The 22,807-nt window shown below is 66.6% G+C and carries 13 protein-coding genes and 1 tRNA gene; 4 read left to right on the plus strand and 10 right to left on the minus strand.

Annotated features, from left to right (window positions below):
• Positions 1-41 precede the first annotated feature (41 nt).
• Positions 42-1,082 carry an enolase C-terminal domain-like protein gene (locus AC0662_RS18100; protein ID WP_478301838.1) on the plus strand — a complete coding sequence of 347 codons (1,041 nt, stop codon included), beginning with the start codon at positions 42-44 and terminating at the stop codon, positions 1,080-1,082.
• Positions 1,083-1,275: 193 nt separating this feature from the next.
• Positions 1,276-6,066, plus strand: a complete 4,791-nt coding sequence (locus tag AC0662_RS18105) for a DUF7402 domain-containing protein (RefSeq protein ID WP_478301840.1) — start codon at positions 1,276-1,278, stop codon at positions 6,064-6,066.
• Between the two features lie 585 nt (positions 6,067-6,651).
• Here the strand turns inward: AC0662_RS18105 and AC0662_RS18110 are convergent.
• From AC0662_RS18110 to AC0662_RS18125, 4 genes are all read right to left on the minus strand, one after another.
• Positions 6,652-7,944, minus strand: a complete 1,293-nt coding sequence (locus tag AC0662_RS18110; protein WP_452195429.1) for a Gfo/Idh/MocA family protein — start codon at positions 7,942-7,944, stop codon at positions 6,652-6,654.
• Positions 7,925-8,857, minus strand: a complete 933-nt coding sequence (locus tag AC0662_RS18115; RefSeq protein WP_452195430.1) for a carbohydrate ABC transporter permease — start codon at positions 8,855-8,857, stop codon at positions 7,925-7,927. Before AC0662_RS18115 ends, AC0662_RS18110 begins: the two co-directional genes overlap by 20 nt.
• Entirely contained in the window at positions 8,854-9,750 is an 897-nt protein-coding gene (locus AC0662_RS18120) for a carbohydrate ABC transporter permease (RefSeq protein WP_452195432.1), read from the minus strand. The genes AC0662_RS18115 and AC0662_RS18120 overlap by 4 nt, the downstream gene beginning before the upstream one ends.
• Before the next feature lie 86 nt (positions 9,751-9,836).
• Complete coding sequence (locus AC0662_RS18125; RefSeq protein ID WP_452195434.1) at positions 9,837-11,138, minus strand: ABC transporter substrate-binding protein; 1,302 nt, start codon at positions 11,136-11,138, stop codon at positions 9,837-9,839.
• Positions 11,139-11,331: 193 nt separating this feature from the next.
• Here AC0662_RS18125 and AC0662_RS18130 point away from each other — a divergent pair, with 193 nt between their 5' ends.
• The gene (locus tag AC0662_RS18130) at positions 11,332-12,579 is read left to right on the plus strand and encodes an ROK family protein (RefSeq protein ID WP_452195436.1); all 1,248 of its coding nucleotides are present in this window, start codon (positions 11,332-11,334) and stop codon (positions 12,577-12,579) included.
• Between the two features lie 79 nt (positions 12,580-12,658).
• The gene (locus AC0662_RS18135; protein WP_452195438.1) at positions 12,659-12,955 is read left to right on the plus strand and encodes a hypothetical protein; all 297 of its coding nucleotides are present in this window, start codon (positions 12,659-12,661) and stop codon (positions 12,953-12,955) included.
• A gap of 259 nt (positions 12,956-13,214) precedes the next feature.
• Here the strand turns inward: AC0662_RS18135 and AC0662_RS18140 are convergent.
• From AC0662_RS18140 to AC0662_RS18165, 6 genes are all read right to left on the minus strand, one after another.
• Positions 13,215-13,293, minus strand: a tRNA-OTHER gene (locus tag AC0662_RS18140).
• Between the two features lie 240 nt (positions 13,294-13,533).
• Positions 13,534-14,766 (minus strand): DUF2399 domain-containing protein, encoded by a 1,233-nt coding sequence (locus tag AC0662_RS18145; protein WP_452195440.1) that lies wholly within the window; start codon positions 14,764-14,766, stop codon positions 13,534-13,536.
• A complete protein-coding gene (locus tag AC0662_RS18150; protein ID WP_478301844.1) occupies positions 14,766-18,938 on the minus strand; it encodes a TIGR02680 family protein in 4,173 nt (1,390 codons plus the stop codon). The genes AC0662_RS18145 and AC0662_RS18150 overlap by 1 nt, the downstream gene beginning before the upstream one ends.
• Positions 18,935-20,068 carry a DUF2398 family protein gene (locus AC0662_RS18155; RefSeq protein WP_478301846.1) on the minus strand — a complete coding sequence of 378 codons (1,134 nt, stop codon included), beginning with the start codon at positions 20,066-20,068 and terminating at the stop codon, positions 18,935-18,937. Before AC0662_RS18155 ends, AC0662_RS18150 begins: the two co-directional genes overlap by 4 nt.
• Positions 20,065-21,597 (minus strand): DUF2397 domain-containing protein, encoded by a 1,533-nt coding sequence (locus tag AC0662_RS18160; RefSeq protein ID WP_478301848.1) that lies wholly within the window; start codon positions 21,595-21,597, stop codon positions 20,065-20,067. Before AC0662_RS18160 ends, AC0662_RS18155 begins: the two co-directional genes overlap by 4 nt.
• Before the next feature lie 637 nt (positions 21,598-22,234).
• Positions 22,235-22,420, minus strand: coding sequence for a hypothetical protein (locus tag AC0662_RS18165; RefSeq protein WP_452195447.1), 186 nt, complete (start codon positions 22,418-22,420; stop codon positions 22,235-22,237).
• Positions 22,421-22,807: the final 387 nt, after the last annotated feature.

Genomic DNA, 22,807 nt, shown 5'->3' on the forward strand with positions numbered 1-22,807 from the left:
CCAGCGTGGCGGGTACCGCTCTTCCCGATCTGAAGGACGACATGCGAATCACAGACGTGACCCTGGACCTGGTCGACCTGCCGGCGCAGCCGCCGTTCCGGTGGCGTGCCGGGCTGCCGGGATCGGAGGGACCGGTCGTCGGCGGCATCCTGCGGATCCACACCGACGAGGGACTGACGGGCGAGGCGCGGACTCGCCGCGGGCGCATCGTCGCCGACCTCGTCGAGCGCCGGATCCGGGCGGACCTGATCGGCGGCGACCCCCTCTGGCGGGAGCTGTTGTGGCATCGCCTGTGGGAGCTGGACCGGATCGAGGAGCTTCCGATCTACGCGCTCGGCCTGGTCGATATCGCGTTGTGGGACCTCGCCGGAAAGGCGGCAGGCCTCCCGGTTCACCGGCTCCTCGGTACCTTCCGGGACGCGATCCCGGCATACGCGAGCACGGTGACGTTCGGGTCGGTGGAGGAGTATCTCGACATCGCCGACCAGTGCCTCGAGGCCGGGTACAAGGCGATCAAGCTGCATGCCTGGGGCGACGCGCGCGCCGACGCGGACCTGTGCCACAAACTGCGCGCCCATGTCGGCGACGACGTCCCGCTGATGTACGACGGCTCCGCAGGCTTCGATCTCACTGACGCCGTGTACGTCGGAAGGGCCCTGTCCGAGGTCGGATATACCTGGTACGAGGAGCCGATGCGTGAGTTCGGCGTCACCGCGTACCGCCGCCTCGCCGAGCGCGTCGACGTACCGCTGCTGGTCGCCGAGACCTCCGACGGCGCGCACATGAACGTCGCGGACTTCATCACCGCCGGTACGGCGGGCTACGTCCGGACCAGCGCACAGTACAAGGGCGGCATTACCGGCGCGATGCGGATCGCGCACCTCGCCGACAGCTTCCAGCTCCGCGCCGAGGTGCACGGATCCGACATCGTCAACGCCCACCTCTGCATGGCCATTCCGAACACCTCGTACTACGAGTCCCTCGTCCACACCAACCCGATCGTTCGCGAACCGGCCGTCGGACCGGACGGCCTGGTGCGCGCTCCTACAGAGCCCGGTATCGGCTACCAGAGGGAGGACTGATGGTGAGGGCTTCCACGGCTGGCCATCGACGGGGCCGGTCGCTGCCCGAGGCCGGTCCGCGTCGTCGAACCGGACGACGGCATCTGTATCGGCCCTGCACAACACCGTGGGGAACACGAACTTCCCGATGTGGTTCGACGACGACACCAGGTTCCGGTTCCTAGTCACGACCGATTCGAAGGTGGAGGCACCCATGAAGGGGTTACGGAGGATCCGGTACGGCGTACTCGCGGCCCTGACCGCGGTTGCGCTGGCGGCCGGTGCGAGCGTGCTCGCCCAACCGCAAGCACAGGCGGCGCAGACGGGAGGAACCGCGCCCTACCTGAACCAATGGGTGGTGTCCGGGCCCTACGCCGATTCGGACGCGATCGGCAAGGACACGTCCGGCTGGCAGTACTTCGACGACCGGATCTTCAACCGGAACTACGACGACTACAACGACCTGATGGGCTACTTCGACGTCAAGCAAGGGCAGTCGACGCTCGACAAGTGGGTCGCGGCCGCGACCTACGTCTACAGCCCCACCGCGCAGAGCGTGCAGTGGCAGGTCGGGGGATCTGGCCTCTACCGGCTGCTGGCCAACGATGCCGCGGTCGGGCAGCAGACGCAGGTCGCGAGCCGGATCAGCAAGGACGGCACGAAGTACCCGATTCAGCTGAACCAGGGATGGAACAAGCTGGTCATCGAGATCCAGCACAAGAACCCCGGTAAGAACAAGAACTTCCTTGGCTTCTACACGCGGATCAGCGACGGCGGCGGCAACGTCGTAGCCGGCCTCACCTACTCCGTCACCGGGCCGAATACCGCGGACAACCGGCTCAGCATCGTGACCGAAGGCCTGGACGTCGACCGGAAGGCATTCGCCATGCGGAACGCGGATGTTCCGGCCAACGACTATCCGTCGAACACGCTGCCGTACGCGTACGACGAGAACCCGTATGTGGGCATGGTCGCCACGATCGACGGGAACCGGAACACATCGAGTATCGCCCCGCAGGCGGCGCCGTTCACCTTCCAAGCGGGCGGCGGAAGCCCTGGCTACACCTGGACCGTCGCGGACGGTCAGTTGCCGCCCGGTCTGACGCTGGCGTCGGACGGCCACATCGAGGGCACGGTTGCCAAAGGCGCCGATGGTGGCGCTCGCAAGGACTACACCTTCACCGTGAAGGCGACCGACGCGAACGGCGCCACGACGACGAAGCTGTACACCATCACCGTCAAGACGAACCCGGTCAACTGGTTCATCGACGGCAAGATGGCCGCGCTGTCCCACACGACCGGAACGATGCCGAACCTGTACGACCCGAACTTCAACTACGACGAGTGGGCGCAGACCGCCAAAGAGATGGGCATGACCATGCTCTCGACCGAGAGCCTGCAGAACACCATCTACTTCTGGCCCTCGCCGAACGCGAACCTGACCCCGGACAACTCCAACAAACTCTACAAGTACAACGCCCTGTACCAGTCCGCGGACGGCAGTTGGCACGTCAAAGACCGTGTCGAGCAGGCCAAGCAAGCCGCCGAGCGTTACGGCCTGAAGTTCGGCGTCTACGTTTCCTCACTGTACGAAGGCTCCCAGATCCTCGAGAGCGATATCCAGAACCTGGTGGCGCGGTACAACCCCTGGTACGTCTTCGCCGACGGCGGACCCGAGAGCTACTCGAACCCGGACGTCGCCTGGAGCTCCGCGCGGAACTACAACGACCGGGTGCTGGTCGACGCCAACCCGAACGCGCAGACCGGCGACCAGGACATCACACTGCACGAGCGCCCGTTCTGGAACAGCGAGCCGTACACCGACGGTGGCTGGATCACCGGAATCAAGCCGCAAGGCCGGAAGGTCGCCCACGAGGAGTGGAACGACCCGTACACGACCGCACTCGACGTCTGGACGCAGTACGCCAAGGGTAACGAACGCGACGACTGGGCCGAGGCGACCAAAGAACTGATCAACCAGTACGGCCACGGTTATGTGATGAACTACGACTCCTCCATCACCGTGAGCCGCGGCATGGACAACCTGAGCAGCAACCTGGACAACACCAACATCTTCTCGATGGTCCCGATCTCCTCGCAGCAACTCTCGGACATGCGTTCGTCGATTGTGAAGTGGATCGACAATGGGGGTGGGCCCGATCTGCGGGAGTCGCTGTACGGTACGACGCCGTACACCATGGACTACACAGTGCAGCCCGGCTGGTACACCGACCCGCAGAAGGCGATCGCCCACGGCCAGGGTCCCGAGTGGGGTTACGCGATGTCCCGCGACCAGTACGTGTACATGCACATGGTGAGGAACCAGATCGGGGGCACTGCAAAGGTCGGCTTCACCGGGCAGACCACGATGAGCCACATCGGCCCGTTCGACTACCCGGTCCAGAAGGTCCAGTGGCTGAACCATGGCAGCTCGCTCCCGTTCACCACGGAGACGTCGAACGGCAGGTACTACGTCACGATCGACACCTCCGATGTAACGACCGATCCCATCGACACCATCATCAAGATCCAGACCGCCAGCCCGGTCCGGAAGTACAAGATGACGAGCGTCAAGCTCTTCAGCAGTCAGACCGAGCCGGACAGCCTCCAGTTGCGGGCTGAGAGCTACATGAACAACTACACCAACGTGTTCGCGCCTGCGAAGCTCAAGTACACGACCAGTAACCCGCGCGTGGCAACGGTCAGCGCGTCGACCGGCGTGGTCCGGGCTCATCGCGACGGTTCGACGGCCATCACCGTGACCGCGACGTACGACGACGGCGTCAACCGCCCGCAGGTGATGACGGACAGCTACCCGGTCGAGGTCCGGAACCGGGCGATCTCCGCGGCGCTTCCGCTGGTTGGCGTGAACCTGCTGACGGACGGCGCGCAGTTCTGGGGGCAGTTCGGCACCGACAGGGACATCCCGGTGGCGTTCAAGGGCTACACCCGCAAGGGGGGCGACGTCGACATCCTCGACGCGTCGAACGTCAAGTTCCACTACGCGACCGTGGACGGCCGTCGGGACAACTCCGCGGGCAAGATCACGGTCACGGAGATCCCGGCCGACCAGTCACCGTTCGTTGTTGCTGGCAAGGAGATGCGGTTCACCGGCAAGGTGTCGGCGCCGACGATGTACAGCTACTGGGCCGACGTCATCGTAGACGGGAAGACGTACACCTCGACGCGGAACTATCTCACGTTGCTCCCCGACGCCGACGTTGCCGCGGGCATCACGCCGAAGGTGACCGCCGACAGTGCGCACGCCAAGCTCTTGTCCGACGGGGTGATCAACGACCGGACTGGCGGGAACCTGGCCAAGTGGTCGGCGCCGGCGGGTGACGACAACGCGGCCATCACCTACGACCTCGGCAAGATGCAGGACCTGTCACGGGTGAACGTCTACTTCAACCACCACATGCCGAACGCGGACAACGTCACGTACTACAACGTGCCGAAGAAGGTGAAGATCGAGTACAGCGAGGACGGCGAGCACTGGACCGCCGGCAACGAGACGAACACCGTGTCCGGCGGCGGCCTGCCGACCGCCCGGAACACACTGGCCGTACCCGGAAGCGACACGACGCTTTACGGCTGGGAGCAGGACGGCCTTTACTACAACTACCCGGTCGATCCCACCAGGCCGAGCGTGCGTGCCCGCTATGTCCGGGTCTCGTTCCCCGGCGGCGGGCAAGGTGGCAGTCCCGTCGACGTACTGGATGTCCGGGTGTACTCACTGCGGGACCTGACCGCCCTCGGCAGCATCAAGCTTCAGCCTCAGGCCGGAACGGACGGCCGTACGGCGACGGTCGATGTCAAGGGCTCGTCCTTCCTAGGAGCACCTCTCGACCTGCGGGGCGCGGACCTGAGGGTCACCAGCGACAACCCTGCCGTCGTGGCTGTGGGCGCCGATCGGGTCCTGTCGTCCGGCACGGCCGGGAAGGCACGGGTCACTGTGGCGGCGGAGCTGGGCGGGTACCGGGCCGAGGACTACTTCTACGCAGCTGTGGATGCGTCGGGACGGATGTCCTTCCCGACGTTCCTGAAGCAGGTGAAGCTTGCGCTGAGCAACAGTTCGGTGAAGGTGAACGAGCCGACGATCGGCACGATCGGGGGAACGCTCAACACCGGCGAGAAGGCGAACCTGTCGCAGGCCAAGACCGAGTACGTCCTCAGCGACAGCCGGCTCCAAGCGGTGCCGGGCAGTAACACGATCGTGCTGAAGGATCCGATCGCCAGCGCGTTCCAGGCCACTGCGAAGGCGGTCGTGACTCTGGACGGCGTACCGGTCGAATCGAACCCGGTCGCACTCACCGCGCTCGGCGACAACATCGCGAGTACGGCAAGCGTCACCGTTTCCTCGGTCCGCGACCGGAGCGGCGTACCGGACGGCAACGATCAGGACGACCGTTACCTGGGGCCGAAGGCGACGGACGGCAGCAAGGCGACGTCCTGGGCAGCCAAGCAGACCGACCGCAGCCCGTGGATCAAGCTGCAGTTCCCGGCTCCGGTCACGATCGACCATGTGAACCTCGTAGACCGTGGCCACGAGGTCAACCAGATCGTGGCCGGCCTCCTGGAATGGGACGGCGGCAGCAAGCGGGTGACCGGCATCCAGTGGGACGGACAGCCGGACAACATCGTGAAGCTCGACGCTCCGGTGACGACCAGTTGGGTGAAGTTCACGATCGATCCCGACAACGTCTACTACAACCCGAGCGGAGCGGAATGCGGGCTGGCCGAGTTCGGTGTGTACACGGCGCCGAAGGCGAAGGCGATCGTGGACTTCAAGCCGGTTGCGGTCGATACCAAGCCCGGCGTGCTCCCGGTGCTGCCGGTACAGACCAACGCGGTCTACAGCGACGGCACTTCCACCCCGGTCGACGTGACCTGGGACCCGGTCGCCCCGGACCAGGTCGCGAAGCCAGGGTGGTTCACAGTGACCGGCACGGTCGCGGGAACGCCGGTCAAGCCGCTCGCCGTCATCAACGTCGTGGACCGCTGACGATCGCAAGGTAACACCGGGGATTGGGCGCGTGTACTGCCGGCCGCGGCAGTACACGCGCCTCGGCCCGCAGCGCGTCACGCTCAACTCCTGAGGTTCGGAGAGCTCGACCTGACGCCGACCTACCCCGATGCGGCGACTGCTCCCGCCACCGCAGACGCCTCTGTTGGCGTCCGCGGACGATCGAGCTACCCGGCCGACCCAAAGACCAGACGCTCATCGGACAGCTCTGCGAACCTCCTCGCGCGCCGAGCCTGCGCTGCGGATTCCAGCCGCACCGACGTCCGCCGATCACGTAAGCCGTGGCTGTGCGTCGCACCGATCGACAACTGGGTGGCCTTGTCGCGGCGGCCGTGGTCGACAAGGCCACCCGGCGACGCACCACCGGGGTGGATGATTGCTGCGACCAGCACCCGCCGGCGGCTGACCGGCGATCCGGCAGTCAACCTGGGTGGCCGGTCCTCGTGACGCAGCAGCCTGGCATCGGCAGCCTGAGGGCAGATGCCAGGCTCCGTCTACAGGCCGGCTGGGGGCGTCCGGTTGCGATCATTGCTCCCCCCGAATGCCCGGGGCGACAGGAGCTGGTCACGCGAGGGTAGGAGCCAGGGATACGACGCTGCCTGTGCGGCGGGCGTGCTCGGCGGCGAACACCACGCGGTGACTGGCCATGCTCTCGGCAATACTCGTGCTGAGACGATCGGGGGAGTCGTCGCGGAGCGCTGCGACGAACGTCTCGACCAGTTGCCGGTCGCCGCCGCCGTGACCCGCTGCGGCATCGAAGCCGAGTTCGTCGGTGTCGTACACGGTCGTCCGGAGCGTGCGGAAGTCATAGACGCTGATCGTCCGCCCGTCGCCGGTGATCTGTCCGGCAGTGCCGAACAGGCGGGTCCTGCGGTTGCTGCCTTCGGTGAAGGCCGCGAGGCTGAAGCTCGCGAGGCGCCCGTCGCTGAACTCGAGCTGCACAGTCTGGTGGTCGACCACGTCGTTGTCGCAGAGGTACGCGCACCGGCCCCACGGACCGGTCTCCAGAGCACGGTCGATGGCCTCCGGTGTTACCTCACCAGCCATGACCAGAGCGTTGTACTCCTCCGCGGAGCCGGGGTTGTTCAGGCCGCTGCGATAGAACCGCACCGCGGAGTACGCGCACGAGGACTCCACCGCACAGGTCACGCAGCGCTCGGACGCACCGGACGGCTGCGATTCGGGGCGGAAGTACCCAAGCGAGCCGAAGGACGTGACCCGTTGCACCGGACGTCCCATGATGTACAGCAGCCAGTCGATGTCGTGGCACGACTTCGCGAGCAGCAGGCTGTGGCTGGTGGCGGAACTCGCCCAGTTCCCGCGGACGAACGAGTGCGCGAAGTGGAGGTGGCCGATCGGCTCGAGGTGCTCGATCTGCATGACCTCGCCGATGGCGCCGGCATCGAGGAGCCTGCGCAACTGCTTCGTGTACGCCGTGTACCGCAGGACATGGCACACGGTGATGCTGACGCCGTTCGCCTTCGCTGCGTTCTCGATGTCGTCGCAGTCCTCCGGACTGGTCGCGATCGGCTTCTCCAGGAGGATGTGGTAGCCCGCCTCGGCGAAGGCTACGCTCGCGTCGCGGTGATGCTCGTCGGGCAGCGCCACGATGACCGCATCGGCGAGCCGCGGTAGCGCGGCGAGGTCGCGCCAGTCGTCGAACGTCTGCGCGTCCGGGAAGCGGCCGGCGAAGCGGTCGAGCGTCGTCGGGTTCCGGTCGGCGACCGCGACGACCTCGACGCCCGGAAGCCCGGCGGCCTCCGTCGCGTACGCATGCCCGCGCATTCCGGCGCCGACCACGGCCAGCCGAATGTCCCGCGTGCTGCCGGCAACGGTGTCATCCCTTTGCTGCACCACTGAGCAGACCTTTCACGAAGTACTTCTGCAAGAAGACGAACAGGATGACGATCGGGATCGTCGCGAGCACCATGTAGGCGAACACGGCTCCGTAGTTGGACACGTGCTCGCTGATCTGGCGGTACATGCCGACCGTGACCGTGCTTCCGCTGGCCGGTCCGAGGATGATCAGTGGAGTGATGAAGTCGTTCCACAGCCCGACCGCGAGGAAGATGACGACGCTTGCTCCTGCCGGCCGCAGCAGCGGGAACACTATCGCCCAGAACGTGCGGACGGGACCCGCGCCGTCGATTGCGGCAGCCTCCTCGATCCCCTTCGGGATGGTCCGCATGAACCCCGTGAAGACCAGCACCCCGAAGGGCAGGTTCCCCGCGACGTACACGATGATCAGGCCGAACACCGAGCCGATCAGCCCGAAGTCCCGCAGCATGTGCAGCAGCGGCAACAGGGTCGTCGCCTGAGGGATCATCAGCCCGAGTGGGATGGTGATCCACATCAGCTTCGCGAACCAGCTGGACGACCGCACCATGTAGTGCGCCATCATGGCGGCGACGACGGTGGAGACGACGGTGCCGATCAGGGTGATCTGGACGCTGTTGATCAGGCCGGTCCAGAACAGCGCGTCGGGACGCGTGAACACGTCGATGAAGTTCTGCACCGTGAGCGGTAGCACCGGAAGCCCGGGATACTTGTAGATGTCGTCCTGCGTCTTGAACGCGTTCAGCACGACCAGGTATATGGGGTAGATGAAGATCGCGGTCACGACCAGCGCGACACCTGTGCGAACCGGTCCGGCACCGCTTGTCTGCACACCGCGCCGACGATTCCTGCGGCGGCGAGCGTGGTCCGGGGTGCCTTTCGCCGTGCCCTTCGCCGTGCCTTCGACGACATCGGGCGACTCTTCGATGATCACAGGTCCACCTCCCGCTTGCGCATCAGCCGGATCGAGAACAGCGAGATCACGGCGATGATGAGGAACATCACGGCGGCTTTGGCGGCGGCGTACCCCACAGCGCCTGCGTCGAGGCCGGTGTGGACGACGTCGAACGCGAGGGTCGATGTCGTGCCGACGCCGGGTCCGCCGTTGGTCATCACCTTCACCTGGTCGTAGATCTTGAAGCCACCGATCATCGACAGCACGGTCATGATGGTGACCGAAGGCGCCAGCAGCGGCCAGGTCACTGCCCTGAACTGACGCACGGGACCGGCGCCGTCGATGGCTGCCGCTTCCAGGAGCTCCTTGGGAACGCTCTGCAGGCCCGCGAGGTACAACACCACGCACACACCGACGGACTGCCACGCGACGATCGCACCGACGCTGTAGAGAGCGAGAGAGGGATCGGACAGCCAGCCCGGTGGATGGGGCATGAAGGAGTGCAGGGCCGAGTTGATCAGGCCGTCGTCCTTCAGCATCAGCTGCCAGATCACCGCCACGACGACGGACGAGAGGATGACCGGCACGAAGAACACCGCTCGCATCGCGTTGAAGACCCATCCGCTCCGGTCGAGGAGGATCGCGATCCCGAGCCCGATCGCGTTCGGCACGACGATGCAGATGATCGTGAGGATCACGGTGTTGCCCAAGGTCTGCAGGTAGGCCGGATCGGAGAGCAGCCGCGCGTAGTTGTCGAGCCACACGAACGAGGTGGTGACCCGGTAGGTGTCTTCGTTCGTGAGGCTCGACCCGAACGCGACCAGCAGCGGCCAGAGCACGAACACCGCGTAGAGCGCGGCGCCGGGCAGCGCGAACAAGAGGAAGTGGAGCGGATCGCGCATGATCTTCCTGCGCTTCGGATGTGTGTTCATGGCGGTCCTCGCCTCTCGATGATCTCGTTCGGGACGGGACGGGACGGCTCCGGTCGGAGTCCGTCCCGTCCCGAGGCGGGCTGCGCCTACTTCTGGGCGGCGGCGTACTGGTCGTCGAGGTACTTCGCGAACTTCTCGGGCGTTGTCTTGCCCGTGAGAAGGTCGACGTTCGCCGCGATCATCTTGTCGCTGAAGCCCGGCGGGAGCGCGCCGTCGCCGGTGATGTTCCCCCACGCGGGGACGGTCGCCTTCGCGGCGACGGCCGCGTCGTAGCCGGTTGCCATCTCCTTGTAGAGCGCCCCCACGCCGGCGGGGATCGTGTAGTCCTTCACCGTCACGATCGCGCCGTCGGTCGTCACCGAGGAGTCCAGGTTCTGCTTGTCGGTCGCGAACGCCAGTGCCCATTTCTTGGCGAGATCGACGTTCTTCGAACTCGCGTTCACGTTCATGCCCGCGCCCGTCACGACCGGGTACGCCAGCTTGCCGTTGTCGCCTGGCCAGCCGAACACGCCGATGTTGGTCTGCTTCTTGCCGTCAGCCGCGGCGGTGAACCACGATCCCATCGGATACATCGCCGCCTTGCCGGCGAGGAAAGCCTGCTCGAGGTCGGCGTAGGTGCGGGTCATGCCGTCCGGGTCGGTGAAACCGTTCTTCATGAGCTTCGCGACCTTCTCCGCGGCGCCGACGAACGCCGGATCGCTGAACTTCACCTCGTCCTTCTCGCGCTTGAGGAACCAGGCCGGATCGGCGACGAGGACATCGGCCGAGACGGTGGCGTTGAGCGCGAACGACGTCGCCCAGGTGTCCTTGCCGCCACCCCCGATCTCGAACGGGGAGATGCCGGCGGCCTTCAGCTTCGTGCAGTCCTCGAGCAGCTCCGCGTAGGTCTTCGGCGGTCCGCTGATACCGGCCTTCGTGAAGAGGTCCTTGTTGTAGTAGACGAGCGGAATCGCCTGCGCGCCGGTGGGGATGCCGTAGAACTTGCCGTTGATGGTGCCCGAGCTGAAGTCGGTGATGCCGGCGGCTTCCAGCTCGTCGCGCTTGTACTCGGCGAGTTTGCCCTTCTGCGCAAGGCCATTCGCGATGCCGGCGGCAAAGATGTCGGGTGCTTGCCCGGACGCGAACAGTTGCTGTGCGTACGCCGGGGTGTTCTCGCCGACGACCTTCTTGATCTTGACGCCGGGGACTGCCTTCGACGCCCGGGCGATGGCGGCGTCCCAGTACTGCGGGGTCAGGTTCGGTGACTCCGAGACGAGGAACGTCAGCGTGACGTCGCCGCCGGAATCGGACGAGGCAGGTGCGCCGGCCGTGCAGCCGGTGAGTGCGATGGCAGCCGCGGCAAGGGTGCCCAGGACCAGGTACCGCGTTCTACGCCGTTGTGTACGCACGGATGTCTCATTTCTTGAGTGGGGTTGCGGCGTGCCCGTCGGCGCGACACAGTGCGCGACGATTATCCAAAAAAGTTTAATAATGGGCGGTTGAAGTAGTCTGGCAACGGCCTGAGGTGCTGTCAACCCTTCGCTCTTTCCTCTATCCTTGGGCGATCGTGAGCGCTTGGGCGATTCAGAAATGAGATTGGTTATGTCGATCAAACGTGTCGGTGGCGGGCACGCGGGGGACCCCTCCGCGCTGCGGAAGCTGAACGTCGCCGCCGTGCTGCGGCTGCTCTACGCCGCGCAGGCGAGCGGTGCGGCCGGATCTGGCGAGGTCACCGCGGGCGACCGGTACACGGTGACCGAGATCGCGCAGACGGTAGGTATCTCGCGTCCGACCGCCGAGGACGTGGTGGACGCTCTGGTCGAGCACGGGTGGCTGGTTGCCGCGGCACCGAAGCCGGCGGCGCCCGGCCGTCGTTCGGCCGGCCGTCCCGCTCGGACGATAACGTTCGACTCCCAGGCCGGATGTGTGGTCGGGGTCGATCTCGCCCGGCATTGGGTGCGAGCGCTCGTGTCGGATCTGGCGGGACGAGTGATCGGGCGCGCGGACTATCCCGTGGCTGACGGCGCGAGCGCGGCGGAGCGCAGCGCTGGGGCACGCACCACGATCACCGAAGCGCTACGCCTTGCCGATCGGGGTCCTGCACAGATCCTCGCCGCGGCCGCTGCGACGGTCGGCATCGCGCGCGCCGACGGTCAGGTGGTGCGCTCCACCATCCCGCAGATGGAGGGGCGCAGTATCGCCGAGATGCTGGGAGCGTTCGTCCCCGTCCCGGTCCGTGTCGCGAACGACATGCGCGCTGCTGTCCTCGCCGAGTACTGGACCGGCGCAGCTGTGGGCTGCAGCAGTGCCGTGTACCTCCACGTGGGGCGACGCATCGGATCGTCGTACCTCATCGATGGGGTCTCACCGCTGGGGCATCACGGGGCCGCGGGGGAGATTCCGCCGGAGTCCGGGCGCCGGCTGGTCGATGCCTACCGCAAGCTCGTGAGCTTCACCGGGGTACGAGTCGACAAACTCCCGCGCGACGAAATGCTCGGGATCGATCCGCTGACAGTCTTCGAGTCGGCACAGCGAGGAGAGGCCGACGCCCGCAAGGCGGTCGTCGACTTCGCGGACGAGTTCGCCGAGGCCATCGAAGGCCTCGTGATCACCGTCGATCCCGAGGTGGTGGTCGTCGGCGGTGGCGTGGTCGTCGCCGGTGACATCGCGGCGGAGGCGATCCGCTCGAGACTCGCCCGCGTGTGCATGTTCGAACCGCGCGTCGTCGTCTCACCTCTGGGCGAGAGCGCGGCCGCCGTGGGAGCGGTGCGTCTCGCCCTCAACGAGTTCGAGGAGATGCTGTTCTCGAATCCCTTCACCCGTGGACGAACTGCTGAAGAGGCCGGATGATCTGTGCGCCACCCGAGGAGTTCACCAAAGCCCGCAACCGGGTCGCCAACAGGCCAAAGACGCCGGTGACGGCCGCACGGTGCGGGAGCTCACCAGCGCCCTGCGGCACGTCGGATTCGGGGTCGTCGACGAGTACGGCGAACCCGCCCAACTCGCACCCGTCAAACCCCGCGTCGTACGCAGCACCCAACCCGCCACCCCACAAGCCATCACCCCACGAGCACGTAAGGCCACCACGCGCCCGCAGACCGCAGCCGCCGCCAAGCGGCGCCGTACCGAGCTCCGGACCCGCACCGACCAGGCCGGCCGCGAGTACGCCGCGGCCGAAGCCGCTCGCCGGACTGACTGGTCCTGGTCCGGTCCCGAAACTTCTTGAGCAAGGCTTGCTCGGCGGCCGTAGTGGCGGTCTGGACATCTATGCCTCCAACCGGGATGACGGTTGGCTGCTCAACGGTGCACACCGCGGAGAACTTGGGATCTCGGGAACGATGCGAACAGATGTGATGTGACGCACAGTCACGATCAGATGAAGGTCGCAGGTTGGCGGTCCGGATTCGCCTTGACGATCGGTTCTGGCAAAAGGTCGACCTACAGACATGAAGAAGCCCAGGACACCTTGGTGACCTGGGCTGTTGTGCGCCGCCAGGGACTCGAACCCCGAACCCGCTGAATTCCAGCTGAGGCTGATCACCGTTTGCCGATGATGCGCGACGCCCCTTGCTGGTAATGGATTCATGGGTGGTGTCGTGCGCACCGGTGCTCACCGCTTACCATCTTCTCGCGCTGATTGAGGTGCGTAGGGAGGTGCGTTGAGTGCCCGTACGATGCGACTGGGGGGCCGGCGTCGAACGCGCGTAGGGTCCTCCAGATCACCCGCAGGCAGGGTGCTGCACGGCTCTGGGCGAGATCGAGCGCACCCCGCGATCGCCGTGCGTAGTACGTCGCGCGACCGCCTCAGCTTTGAGCTGACTTGGCCGCGGCGAGGTCCGTCAACAGGCCGGACAGCAGGCGTTCCTCGTGGATCTTGATTCGGAGCTCGTCGTAGCGGGCGCGGAGTCCGGGCAGTGTCGCGGCGAGATCTTGGGCTGTCGACGGCTGCTGGGGGTGGCCGCAGGCAGTTGCGTACGTCTCGGCGTCGTACCTCCAGGACTGTGCCTTGGGGGCGACGGACAGGACTTGGTCGGCGATCGTGAAGCCGGCTTGGTCGAAGTCGGCTCGGGCTTTGATGATGCAGCCGCACGTGGAGAGGCCGGCGAGGAGGTCGAGGGCGGCTCCGGAGGCGATTCCGTCGGTGCAGACCAGGGGTGGGCAGTTGCGGCCGAGTTCGTCGGCGGCGGCTTGGGCGATGGTGACGTTCTCGCAGACGAAGACGGTTGGTGTACGTCGTACGCGCCAGTCGCTTGTCAGTGCGCGAAGCGTCAGCCAGCTCGGCTCGCCGGCGGCGAGCTGCGCCGCGGAGGAATCGCCCTCGAGGGGCAAATTGAGTACCAGCACCCGGGAGGAGATCGCGTCGCACGTCACTCCGATGCTCGCCCAGGCGGCACGCCAGTCGCGGCCCGCGCGTTGGGGACGGGGAAGCTCGTGGATGATGGCGGCGAGGCGTGCGACAGCTCGGCCGATGGGTTCGTCGGCGTCGAGTTTGTGCGCATTGTTGAAGACATCCGCTGCCAGTTGCGCCAGCCAGACTCGGCGGCCGGAACGCCGGATCTGCGCAAGGACGGCGACAACCTGTTCTGCGAGGGCGAGCAGATCGCCGGTCCCCGGTCTCGGCAGGCCTCGGTCGTCCAGCCACTGGTCGATGATCGATGGATCGACTCCGGCGTCCGCCAGGATCGACGTGGCCGCTGAGCGTTCCCGCCGCGCCGCGGAGGCTGCACGCTCCCGTCCCGCACTGTCCGGCTCGATGGCCCCGCCTTGGGATGCCTCCGCGAGCTCACGCACCGACAGACCGTGCTCGCCCAGCCGCGCCGCCAGATCCTGAAGGCGGACCGGTCGTCCCGACACCTCCCATGGCGTGCCGAGGAGAAGAGCGACGTCGCGGCGTTCCGTCTCGGTCAGGACGACGGTGCCGAGAGAGCCTTCCTCGGTTTTGAAACCGCGTCGGGCCCTGACGACGATCGCGCTCAGTACGGCGGCCGGTCCGGGACGGCGTACCCAGTCGGCGAGCGCGGCAGGTAGCGGTTTCATCAATCGTCCACGTCCGCGAACAGCCCGTCCTCGACCAACAGCTCGTCCGCGGCAGGATCGGCCGTACCGACGTCGACAGCTGTCCACTCGCCACCGCACCACAGATACGGGATCGCGTCGACGCCAGGCAGTCCCTTGTGACGCGCGAGGTCGTAGACGGCGACCGCGGCTACGGTCGGGTACTTGCACCACTCGTCGTGCGCCGTGAGCATCACGTCCAGGTCGAAGCTCACCGTCAGCCCCATGAACGAGGCCTTGATCTCCTCGTCGACGCCGGTCATCGCCTCGTCCAGCCAGACGGAGCGTGGCGCGTGATCTGCTGCGGCGTTGTAGGCGACGACTGCCGCTGCGAACAACGGCTGGGAAAGGAGTACGACCTTCTCACCACCGGACTTCGCTCCGTGCTTGGCTGCATCGAACGGCATCCACTTGCTGGTCACGCCAGGTCTGTACTGCAACGAGATCCGCAGCCAGCTCCGATAGTCCAGCGCGGCAGACAGTTGCTCCCGCCAGTCCGCCGTACCGTCGGCTGACGCGTCGTCCCGGGCCTCGTCGATCTTCCGTGCGAGGAACGCCCGTACGTCGTTTTGCTTCTCGGGGGTCAAAAGGTGGTACCCCTGGGTGAGCGCCTCCACCACCTTCCCGGTGTCCTGGTCACTCGGGTCCGGATCCCACTTGAGCTGTACGGCGTTGCCATGCCGGGTCGGGTGGCTCGCGAGCTGTCTGTTGATGCTGGTGAAGGTCCGCGCGGTGTAGTCGAGCCGGTCCTTGAGGTGCTCGATGAACGTCGAGCCGAGCAGCGTAGCGAGTACGCGCTGCTGTTCGGCGTCGAAGGACTCCTCCTGCCGCCGTACCTGGTCTGCCAGCAGATCCGCGGCCGCGAATGGTTCCTGCCAGCTCGAGCTGCTGTCGGCCAGGATCATGACCCGCGGTAGAGCGCCGTCGACGTCGGACTCCATCACCCGCGCGTCACGGTTGGGGAGCAGGTCCTGCCGAAGCGCGTCGAGTGCACGGTCGCACGAACGCCAGGCTCGGTCTGGGTCGCCGGCGACGCTCAGCTCGCGCACCGCTGCTCTGGTGGATTCACGCGCAGATTCGACGGTTCGGCGTTCGGGTTCGGGCAACCCGGCAGGGCCCGCGAGGCCGGCGTCGTACGTCTCCCACCACGCCGCCATGCCGGCGTCGCGTACCTGTTCCGCGGCCTGCCGGTTCTCCTCATGCCGATTGAGGGTCTCTTCGGCTTGGGTTGCCTCGACCCGCGCGTCCGCGACCCGGGTGTTGATCTCGTCGACCAGGTTTTCGGCCTTGGTCAGCAACTCGTCGAGCTCGTCCCGGCGGGCGAGCTGCGCTCTTGCGTCGAGTCCCAACGCCTCCTCTGCGGTGCGCAGCCTGACCTCTATCTGTCTCAGCCGGTCGCGCAAACCGTTAAGTTCCTTCTGGGTTCCTTCGAGCCGCCGCTGCGCTGTGCCGACAGCTGCGTCGGCACGATTCCGCTGCTCCTGCAGGACACCTAGAACCTCGACCTTCGCGGCCAGGCTGTCCACAGCGGTGCGGTAGCCGCTCAGATGCTCGGCGAAGCTGTCCAGGTGGTGCACCGGAAACGCGTGGTCTCCGGCGTACCTGGTGAACTCCGCCCAGGCACCGTCACGATCGACTTGCTTCTTCTCGTGCTGGCGTCGGGCTCCGTCTGCCTTCTGATCGCAGTCAGCGACCCGCCGCTCGCGCTCACGGACCCGTTCAGCTGCGTTGGTGACTGGAAGCTCTGGCGGAATCCGGTCCGCCTCGGCCTGCAAGGTCGACAGCTCTGTGGCGATTGTTCCAAGCTGCTCGTCGATCGCGGTCAGAAGTACGTCGAGCTCACCCAGCCGTGCCTCGACCCGGGCGATCTCACGCTGCCGGGCGGCTTCGCGGGCCGTGGCTCCGAGATAGGACGCCGGTTGGATCGGCTCGGCGCGGCCGGCGAGCGATGCCCAGCGCCAGGTGCCGTCCGCAGCGAGCCAGGTCCGCGTCACATCTTCATCAGAGGGGGCCGTTGGCAACCAACCGATACCTGCCAGCACCTTGTTGACAGCTGATTCCGTCACGCCGCCCGTTGGTGTGGGTTCGAGGATCTGGCCGAGGTTGGAAGTGCCCGGCTCTGGACCGGCGAGCAGCACGGTGTCCGTCGGGATGCCGTCGGGGGACAGCAGGCTTCCATCGGGCAGCAGCCAGGCGTCGAGCAAACCAGCCGCGGCGAGCGTTGCTTCCAGCCGGTCGAGTTGATGGGAATCGAAGTCGGCTCGAGGCTGTACGCACTTCCAGAGCGGAGCGCCTTGCTGGGTGTCGGGGCGCTCGCGTCGTTGCCAGAGCGCGGGCGGGTTCGGCGGATTTTCGACGTTCTCGAGTGCCTTCGAGAGGTCGCTGTTCAGTTTGGCCTGTTCGTCGACGAGACCGGTGCGCTGGTGCAGGAGGCTTGTCCGTCGCCCACGGATTGTCTCCCTGGCCTCGTCGAGATGCCGCCTGATGGCGGTCGCCGGTGTCACCTTGTCGCCGGAGTCGACCAGTTGGGACACCAGATCGCACCAATCCTCGGCCTCTTCGTCGGTTGCTGTGCTGATGGTGGTGCCGAGATTCCAGTCCCGGATCTGCGTGCGGAGCGCGTCCACAGCGTTGTCCAGCTCTTGTTGCGCCTCCACTAGTGCGTCGTTGGCCTCGCCAACGTCTTTCAGTCGGCTCTCCAGCAGCTCGGCGGCCTGATCGACATCGCTCTCGGCCTTGGCATGTTTGTTGCCCAAGGCTCGCAGTCTGCCGAACCGTTCGGATCGAACCGTCAGATCCGAACGCAGTCCGGCCAGGTCACGGGCGGGCAGATGGCGTCCGGCGGAGTCCTGCAGCCCGATCGGCCGGCCCAGGGCCGCGACCCCGGCGGCTGCCTCGTCGACCGCGCCCTCGGCCTTCTCGGCCTTACCGGTTGCCTCCGCCGCAACCTCCGCCTGCTCGGCCAGCTCACCCTCTTCGTCCTCCCGACGGCTGTCGACGACGGTCTGTTGCTCGTTGATCGAACCGAGGCTCGAGCGGAGTGAGCGCACCCGATCGGCTGCGCTGACCGCGTCCTGATAGGCCTGGCTGTCCTGCAGTTCGCGAAGCTCCGTCGACAGGTCCGTCCGTCGGCGCTTCGTCTTGTCGAGCTCCTCGTTCAGGTCACCTACGAGCTTCCGCGCCTCCTCGAGTGCTTGCTCGGCTGAACGTCGCGCTCTTGTCGTGTTGTCCAGCTTGGTGGTGGCCGATGTGAACGCATCCGCGCGGAGCCGCACCACCGTACGCGCCCACGGGAGCCAACCGGTGCGGGTGAACGTTGCGACCCGGGTGGCCGCCGTACGGATCTCCTCGACCGACTTCCGCAGCTTCTCGAGGTTGTCCCAGCCGTCGGCGAGCTGGGTGATCTCGGTGTTCGCCAACGGCGGCAACGCGGCCCGCAGCGTCTCGGCCAGGCTTACCGGGTTCAGCCTCTCGCCGAGCTTCGGCCGACGGAGCTGCTTGAGCAGTTCGGTGAGGTTGTCGAAGCCGTCGGGGCCGAGACCGAACAGCTCGGTGGCAAGCTTGGCCCGGTACTTCGTCGCGCTGTCGAGATACTCGATGCCGCGGATCTTGAGTAGATCCTTCCTGTCCAGCGGCCGCTGCCCGGTGACGAACCGGAAGTCCTGACCCGGGCGCAGTTCGGTGGCGAAGTGCCAGCGGGCAGGGGACGACGTACCGCTCCCGCGCCGAAGGCTCAGACCGAGTCCGCAGACGAAGTACGCCTGCTGGCCGGACTCGTCGATGCGGCCGTACTCGACCCACGCGTATCCGAGACCTGCGTCGGAGGGCGGTCGCGGATCGTCGTCGTCATCGCTGGGCAGCAGGTTGAACCGCATCGTGCGGTGTTGCGAGCCGAACGGATCGAGGACAGACGGCTGGATCTCGCCGCGCAAGAGCATGAGAGTCGTGAGTTCGAGCACCTTGGTCTTGCCGGCGCCGTTGCCACCGCGCAGCACCAGCCGCCCGTCGGCGAACCAGAACTCCGCATCGTCGTACTCCCACAGGTTGACGATTCCGACGCGCAGCGGTTGCCAGCGCTCTCGCGTTGGGCTGGGCAGGTCGCCGGACAATGCGGCACTGAGCCAACGCGCGCCGCTCTGGCCGTCGAACGTCACTCCGTACCTCCATCGTCGAGCCGCGCTGTCACTGCGACGATCGTCGGGTCGCGGAACCTCGCGGCGGGTGGTGCCAAGAACCAAGATGTCTCCGCGCTGCGGACCAGATCCAGGGCGAGGAGGATCTCCAAGGTTGTCGCCTCGACCGCGCCGGGCGGCTTGAGCTCGTTCGTGAGGGCTTTGGGGAAACGCGTCCTGACATCTTCGGCGGCCGTCGTGAGGTCGCCCTCATCGAACCGCGTGCCGATGCCGTGCCGCCGGACGAGCTCGTCGAGCACCACGAGCGCGAAGAAGTCTGTTGCGCGCAGTCCCGGAAACGCAAGATCGGTCTCGTCCTCGCCGGCCGCCACGAGCGCAATGCCTTCGGCTCGCTGTTCCGCGGTCCAACCGGTCATCTCCGTACACCACGCCAGCACTCGATGGCGTTGACTGTTCAGGTAGATGCGCTCCGCCTCGGTCAGGTCGTCGTACAGCAGAACCGGGAGCTCGACCAGTCTGCGCATCAGACCGAATCGCGCACCGGATTCGTTGGGTACTCCAATCTCATTACCGAGTGCTGCTCGCAGGGACTCAGGATCAACCATGCGGAGCAGGAGTTCGCGCCGTACTTCGTACGCGCCGCCGACCGAGTTCTTGTGGTGTGCCCAGCCCTCGCGCTGCTCCTCGTCATCGCGGTTGGTCGGCCGCAGGGCGCCCGCGTCTACCAGGATGTGTACGGCCTTGATGAACAGCATCCGTTCGGCGAACCGGTCCGGATCGTACGGCTGGAGCGCCACGTCGTCGTGGGCGGCGAGTGCGCGCGCTCGATCGGACAGGTCCTGGGTGGTGGTGATGTCCTCGGCGTCCTCCGCGGCGGCCGCGGCGAGGATCGCCAGTACGAGTACTCGGCGTGGTGGCGGCCGGAAGCGGTTGGGGGCGAGCACGCTTCCGTCCAGCGGCAGGCGGAACAGCCGGGCGGCGGAGTCGGTCACCACGAGTCGGTAGCCGAGCCGGTGTGCGAACCATTCGGTCAGAGTGTTCCGGTTCGCGCGGACAAGTGGCCAGATCTCCGGGTGCGTACGCCGGTCGAGCACCGGGGAACGGAGCAATGACGTGAAGGCGGCCTGTCTCGCCGTACTGTCGCGGATCATGCCGGGTCCATCTCGAAGTGCCAGTCGAGCGTGGCGAGGCGGCCGCTCGCCGACAGGATCACCGTGGTGTCCGCGGGCTCTGGTGGTTTGCGCAGGCTGATCCGCCAGCGGCCGTCACCGGTTATTGAGACGTTCGCCGGAGATCGCCGCGCGACACCGACGTACTCCAGCAGCAGATCGAGTTCCGCTTCGCTGATCTCGCCCCACGTCGACAAGCTCGTTCCGGAACGCTGCCGCAGTGAGGCTTCGGCCGCGCTGCGAGCGGCCAGAGCCGCGAGCCGCGCACGCCGGGCAGCCTTCTTGCCCAACTCGTAGTTCGGGACCTTCGTGCGTTGTCCCACCGCGGCTCGCTGTCCGTGCTCGCGGAACCGCGCGGTGACCGGCGCGGCTGGAGCGTCGAGCCAGCTCAGGCCGTGGTCATCGGCGGACTCGGGCATCAGGAGCAGGTGCCGAGCAGAGAAGAGCCCGGCCGCGGTGTCCCAGATCTGCCAGGCGGCCTCGTCGTCCGGCGCTCGCTCGATCGCTGCCGCGAGTTGCAGCAGCTCGGCCCGGCGGGTTACCGCGCCACCGGTGTCGAGGAGGATGTTCATGTTCCGCGCCCAGGGGGCAACCAGGTTGCGGAGCTGCCGGCGGAGGCGGCGGGCCTGGCTGTGCTCGCCGCTGAACCATACCGAGAGTGCGTCCCAGGTGTGCGCCCACCGCTGCGCCTGATCCGCGACGACCTGATCGTCGACGTCGGTGTCGATGGCCGCGCGGACGCAGGCTCGCCAAACCTCGGGTGTGAGCAGCGGACGAACCTGGTGCATCTGCTCCGCGATGCCCGGGCTGTGGACGTCGACCTGCTCGCCCCACATGCCGACGTACGCGCGCAACGTGTTCCACAGCAGATCCTGCTTGGCCGGATCAGGTCCACCGGACAGGGCGTGGGCGAGCGTGCGTTGCCAGCTGCGAGCTGCCGTTGCCATCGCGAGGTGCAGCGCGGAGATCTGCTGGAACTCGGTGGCCGCCTCTGTGTAGACCTCACGCCGCACTGCACCGGCGAACGCGATCAGCCGGTCGTGGATCGCCCGCGGCGCGAGCGTCAGATCGCCGGCCGTCTCTTCGACGTCATCGGCCGAGGCCCAGAACGTGTGCAGGCTCGCCGCTCGGGGCGTGAGCTGGTATCGGTCGCGTCGCCGCAGGAAATCCTCACCGCTGCGGGCCGGCTCCTGCCAGCGGGTGATGACCTGCCACTGTTCCAGCCGCTCGAGGCGGGCATCGAGGTGCAGTATGGCGGGATCCAGCAGCCGGCCGGCAACGTCAGCGGCAACTCGCTCGGCAAGGTAGGCACGTACTCCCTCATCTACCATGTCGTACGACAAGCCCGTCAAGCTGGTGTCCTGCTCCGTGAGGAGAACCTCGACGATCGCCCGGTACTGCGCGGCGAGTGGAGACGTAAGGTACGCCGGCACCAGCTCCTGCCCGGGCAGAACAGCCGACCACGGATCGGCCCCCTCGGCGCCCTCCGGCAACTCATGACCCTCAGCCATCCCGTCGAGCATACGGTCCGCGACCACTCCACGTCACTCCAGCCAGCTTGCGGCCTCGTCCGGTCGTGTCGTCGGCGTGCGCTGAGGATGGACGACGAGTGTGGGCATCGGCTGGACGAGCGGTGGGTGCATCGATTGCTGACGAGCTAGCCGGAGGCCGGTGGGGGCCGCCGCGGTGGACGGAGGCTTCAGCGCCATACTGCAACTGGCGGAGACCTCAGTCCTTGCTCGAACCTTAGACCGGGCCAACGGGTGACAAGCGGTCGTCAGCGTCGAGCAGTTGACTCAGTTCGTGAGTCGGAGGCGCGGAGATCGTGACGAGAGGGAGGGTGGGATCGAGCTCTCGCGGGTCGTCCGGATCGGACGTCACCACGGGCAGTGGTCCAGGTGCGGGTGCAGATCGCGACACAGGCATCGACCGCGTTCGCGGTGCCGCTCCGGCTGAGCAGGGCTCCGATCTCGAGGCCAATGGAGCAGGTACGAGTCGGCCAGGAAGCGCCGACGGTCGGGTTGCCGTCCGCCCTACCAGACAATCTGCGCGATGACCGGTGTGGGGATGACGATGGAGACCTCGCGTGCACGCGGTCCGCGCAGCAGCTCCTGGATCCTCGGCGACCGTCGTTCGACGGCGGAACGGTCATCGGTGTCGTCCGGCAGGCGTACTCGAGATCATCGTCGTGCCTTCCGGCGAGACGAGCTGATCCGCGTCGAGCTCGAACCACTCGGTCTGCGCGAGAGGATCGGCCACGGGCAGACCGATGATCTGTTCGAGACCCGCTGGGTCGTGGATGCTGGTCGCCCATTGCGCCCGCTGCCATTCCACTCAGCGACCCCCACACGAATGAGGAGCTGGAACACGATCGCGGCCGCCGACTCTTCGTGATCGGTCTGCTAGTAGGCGCCCAGCCGCTTCCAATTGGCCATGCGCACGTCGTACTCGCGGCTCCGGACCGGGCCACGTCCCCGATATCCATTGCCGCTCCTCCAGGAGGCATCGCGTCCCCCGCATCCGCTGCCGAGAGTCTCACACAATTCGTCGGATCCGGGGCGACACCTGCCCCGGAAGTGGCGTGACTCGCGTCTTGCCTCCCCGGCACGCTGGGGCCCAGGAGCGGCAGATCTGCAGCCAGGCTGTCGGCATATTTGCAACCAGCCATCGGCAGATTTGCAGATGAGGTGGCGGCAGATTTGCAGTCAGTGGCATACTCGC

The sequence above is a fragment of the Kribbella sp. NPDC043289 genome, from assembly GCF_056436705.1.

What these genes read in the sequence shown, in the direction of transcription:
- AC0662_RS18145 (WP_452195440.1), bottom strand. Translation starts at nt 14,766, where the DNA reads ATGAAACCGCTACCTGCCGCGCTCGCCGACTGGGTACGCCGTCCCGGA.
- AC0662_RS18105 (WP_478301840.1), top strand. Translation starts at nt 1,276, where the DNA reads ATGAAGGGGTTACGGAGGATCCGGTACGGCGTACTCGCGGCCCTGACC.
- AC0662_RS18160 (WP_478301848.1), bottom strand. Translation starts at nt 21,597, where the DNA reads ATGGCTGAGGGTCATGAGTTGCCGGAGGGCGCCGAGGGGGCCGATCCG.
- AC0662_RS18120 (WP_452195432.1), bottom strand. Translation starts at nt 9,750, where the DNA reads ATGAACACACATCCGAAGCGCAGGAAGATCATGCGCGATCCGCTCCAC.
- AC0662_RS18130 (WP_452195436.1), top strand. Translation starts at nt 11,332, where the DNA reads ATGTCGATCAAACGTGTCGGTGGCGGGCACGCGGGGGACCCCTCCGCG.
- AC0662_RS18155 (WP_478301846.1), bottom strand. Translation starts at nt 20,068, where the DNA reads ATGATCCGCGACAGTACGGCGAGACAGGCCGCCTTCACGTCATTGCTC.
- AC0662_RS18100 (WP_478301838.1), top strand. Translation starts at nt 42, where the DNA reads ATGCGAATCACAGACGTGACCCTGGACCTGGTCGACCTGCCGGCGCAG.